Annotated in this window: 3 protein-coding genes and 1 pseudogene; all 4 read right to left on the minus strand. The window is 69.4% G+C overall.

The features are described 5' to 3' along the window. Positions 1–2 precede the first annotated feature (2 nt). Entirely contained in the window at positions 3–1,778 is a 1,776-nt protein-coding gene (locus tag G6019_RS12235; protein ID WP_107757681.1) for a GMC family oxidoreductase N-terminal domain-containing protein, read from the minus strand. Continuing rightward, positions 1,771–2,661, minus strand: coding sequence for a hypothetical protein (locus tag G6019_RS12240; RefSeq protein WP_182612640.1), 891 nt, complete (start codon positions 2,659–2,661; stop codon positions 1,771–1,773). Before G6019_RS12240 ends, G6019_RS12235 begins: the two co-directional genes overlap by 8 nt. 78 nt (positions 2,662–2,739) lie before the next feature. After that, positions 2,740–3,285, minus strand: a complete 546-nt coding sequence (locus tag G6019_RS12245; RefSeq protein ID WP_107757679.1) for a DUF421 domain-containing protein — start codon at positions 3,283–3,285, stop codon at positions 2,740–2,742. Positions 3,286–3,346: 61 nt separating this feature from the next. Next, positions 3,347–3,589 (minus strand): annotated as a pseudogene (locus G6019_RS12250) (sulfite exporter TauE/SafE family protein); the annotation flags it as partial.

Raw genomic sequence — 3,589 nt, forward strand, 5'->3', positions numbered from 1 at the left:
GTTCAGAGTCCCATCGCGTTCATGCGCGCGGAGATCCTGGGATCCGTGCTGACCACCGGTGCCTCGGCGCGCACCCACGGGTCCCCGCCGAAGTACAGCTGGAATATCTTCTCCGCCGTGCGGGTGGCGAGCGCCTGGGTGGTCAGGGTCGGGTTGGGTCCGCCGAGTGCGTTGGCGAGGGCCGAGTTGTCCGCGATGAACAATCGCTTGACCCACCGGGCCTCGGCGTTGGCGTCGAGCACCGAATTCTGGTCGGACTCACCCATCCGCATCGACGAGTGCACGTGGAGCAGCAGCGGCGCCCAGTCGAGCCGGTACACCTTCTTCGCCCCGGCGGCCCGCATGATCTCCACGGACTTGTGCACCATGAACTCCCGGTTCTCCTGCGTTCTGGGGGAGCGGTCGCGCAGGGTCACGTCCACCTTGGCGGGCGCGCCGTTCTCGTCGGCGGGGAAGAGGGACGGGGTGATCCGGTTCCTCGACTGCACGTGGTCGTCGGTGATCACGAGGAAGTTGAGCAGGGTGTCGATCCCGCCCATCATGAGGTCCTTGAGCTCGTTGCCCACAAGTCGGCCCGACGGCCCGTCCCACGGCCCGTACAGGCCCCGGCCGTTGTCGTAGACCCCGCGCACCCCTGAGTCCGAGAGGGAGAGCGTGAAGGCCTGGATCGCCGGGCCCAGCCCGACGTTCTCCATCCCTCCGCGACCCGGCCAGTCCATCCGCGCGGCCGAGTTGGCGCCCTTGGAGTTGCCCGTGTACTCGTCGAAGCTGCCCACCACCCAGTCGAAGTGGTGGTCGGTGTGGCCGCGACCGACCCAGTCGTTCGGGTTGGGCAGCCCGCTGTTGAACCACAGTCGCGGGCTCTCCGTCACCCCTCCGGCCAGGACCACGACCCGGGCGTCCTCGGAGAAGACCTCCCCGGTGGTGTTGTTGCGCCAGGTCACGCCCCGGGCGACGCTGTGCGGGCCCTCCTGCTCGTGGTGGATCCGCTGGACGAAGCTGTCCGCGATCAGCTCGAACGCCCGCCCCCCGGGGCGGACCGCGTCCGCCGCCAGGCCGAGCGGGACGTAGCTGTTGTCCGTGGAGCGCTTGGCGTACTGGTTCCTCGGCGCCCGCCTGGGCACGTAGCACCCCTGGAAGCAATGGCCGCAGAAGGTGCAGCCGGTCGCCTGCGGGTAGGTGAGGAGGTTGGCGTCGTCCGTCCGTCCCGAGTTGCCCCCGGGTTGGAGGATCGCGTTCTGCTGCGGTCGGAACGCCGGCCGGGTGATGTTCCGGGAGGTCTGGACCGGGAGACCGATGCCCTCGCATCCCCGGAAGGTCAGCTCCTCCTTCGTCCCCATCGCCGCGGTCTCCACCGGGAGGGTGTCCTCGACCCATTCCAGGTAGGGCACCAGCTCCTCGTAGCTGAACGGGAAGAGGTGGGCGGTGTCGTACTCTCCGGCGTCGGCACCGGTGTACCCGCGGAACGCGCCGGGCATGGGGCGGGGGCTGTTGCCGTAGTAGTGCTGGGTGGTTCCACCGACACCGGACAGCTGCCAGATGAACAGGTTGTCCGTCCATTCCCGGAACCACGCGGGCTTGTCGCGGTCCTCGGGTCCGAACCGGAGGAAGCCGTTGTTCGGGTTGTTGGCGTCGTTCTCGGCGTGGGACCACTGGTTCTCGGGATCGGCGTGCCGGGGGCCGCCCTCCAGGATCAGGACGTCGAGGCCCCGCCCGGCCAGTTCGGCGGCCACGACCGGGCCACCGCCCCCCGCTCCGATGACGATGACGTCACGCATCCGCAGGCACCTCCGTGCGGTTCTGGTAGTACCCGACGAACTCGGGGTGGCCGTCGACCAGGCCCGTGGGCCGGAACCCGGTGAGCTCCCAGGGGACCGGGCGCGGCTCCACCGTCCTCGTCTGCCGATTGAAGGTGTTCTGCTCGGAGTACACACCGAACGCGGCGGCCTGGAGCATGATCCCGCCGGCGAACCGGAGGAAGCCCGAGGCGGAGCCGCGCAGGGGGGCGGGCAATGATCCGTCTACGATCGCGATGAGCTCAGGGACGGGACCCTCGATGCCCTCGAGGACGCGGCACTTGTCCCCGAGCGACAACCGGGAGAACGGCGATCCGAGGGGGCCGGTGATCGAACCGGGATTGACGAGAAGCGCGCCGGTGTTGAGGACCAGGGCGACGGGCAGGGACAGCGGGAGCACGCGATCGCTGTAGACGTATCCGAGCACCTCGTCGATGCGGCGACCGTCGGGCTCGCTCAGACCCAGGAAGGGCTCAGCCGGTATGCCCATGTCCGCCAGCGCGGTTCCCATACCCAGGGCGAGAGGTCGCGCGAGTTGGTCGCCCATCGCGAGATAGTTGTCGAACAGGTCCTTCATGAACTCACCACCGCCGACCTCGATCGGCCCGGGGTCCTCGCGTGGCGTGCCCTGCTGTCTCGACCATTCGTCGGGCCCGGGCATGACCATCACGCACAGTGCGCGCATGGTGTCCAGGGAGAACTCCTCGACCGCGTCGAGGACTGCGCTGCCGGTGGCCTGGGCGTTCGCCCGTCCCACGAGTCGGATCGAGTGGTTCAGGGCTCCCGGGAACGAGACGCCCGCGCCCACGAATGCGCCGAGGAGAGTCGCTCGCGCCAGGAAGGCCCTCCGGTTGAACTGATCCATGGCTCCGCCTCCGTTTAACACCGTTGGGCCACGGTAACTATGTGATATTCCTCACGCCACCGGTCCCGGGCGGACCCCTCACCCCTCGTTGTCCCGGATGTCGGGTCGGCCGGTGAACGGCAGCAGGCTCGAGGCGTCGCCCAGATCGTCCCGGCCGATCACCCCCAGGCTGCCGTCCTGCTGGAGGATCACCGCTGCGACCTCCTCGAGCGATCCCTTCCCGGATTGCCGGGCCGCGGTGTGGACATCGTCCTCGAGGAGGCGGTGGCTCCGTAGGGCCCGGCCCTGCATCCGGCCCTGGTAGTAGAGGAGGACCGGCGGGCTGTCCAGCAGCGACCTGACCCGCGGTGACCGTGCACGGACCGCGGCGAACAGCCATTGGATACCGACGAGCAGCGCCACGACCAGCACCGTCTGGACGAGCGGCACCTCGGTCGCGGTGAGGGTCCGGCCGAACGCCGACCCGATGGTGACGGCGACGATGAAGTCGAGGGGGGTCATCTTGGCCATCGTGCGGGGCCCGGACACCCGGAGGATGAGGACCAGGGCGACGAATCCGCAGGCGACCATCACGACGGAGTGGACGATCGGGTCCCAGCCGTCCCAGAGCAGAGTGGAGTCCATGCCGCGCATCGTGCGCGTACGGCGCGGTCAGAGCAACCGGGCGGGCAACCGGCCGTCGAGTTCAGGCCGGAGTCGCGGCCGGCGTGGCAGCGGGACGACGGGACCGCAGCGGGCATCGGTCCCGCGCGGCGAGGAGGCAGGCCATCGCCGCCGTGGCCAGGACCACGACGATGCCGAGGAGGATCGGCGCGGCCGGGAAGGGCAGTTCCTGGGACAGGACCACCGCGCCCATGAGCAGGACGAAGTACCCGAAGCCCTTCCGAAGGGCCTTCTCCGGCACCACCGAGGTGAGCCGGATCCCGAA

Origin of the sequence: Dietzia sp. DQ12-76, assembly GCF_014145045.1 — a bacterium.
Taxonomy (GTDB): Bacteria; Actinomycetota; Actinomycetes; order Mycobacteriales; family Mycobacteriaceae; genus Dietzia.

What these genes read in the sequence shown, in the direction of transcription:
- G6019_RS12235 (WP_107757681.1), bottom strand. Translation starts at nt 1,778, where the DNA reads ATGCGTGACGTCATCGTCATCGGAGCGGGGGGCGGTGGCCCGGTCGTG.
- G6019_RS12240 (WP_182612640.1), bottom strand. Translation starts at nt 2,661, where the DNA reads ATGGATCAGTTCAACCGGAGGGCCTTCCTGGCGCGAGCGACTCTCCTC.
- G6019_RS12245 (WP_107757679.1), bottom strand. Translation starts at nt 3,285, where the DNA reads ATGGACTCCACTCTGCTCTGGGACGGCTGGGACCCGATCGTCCACTCC.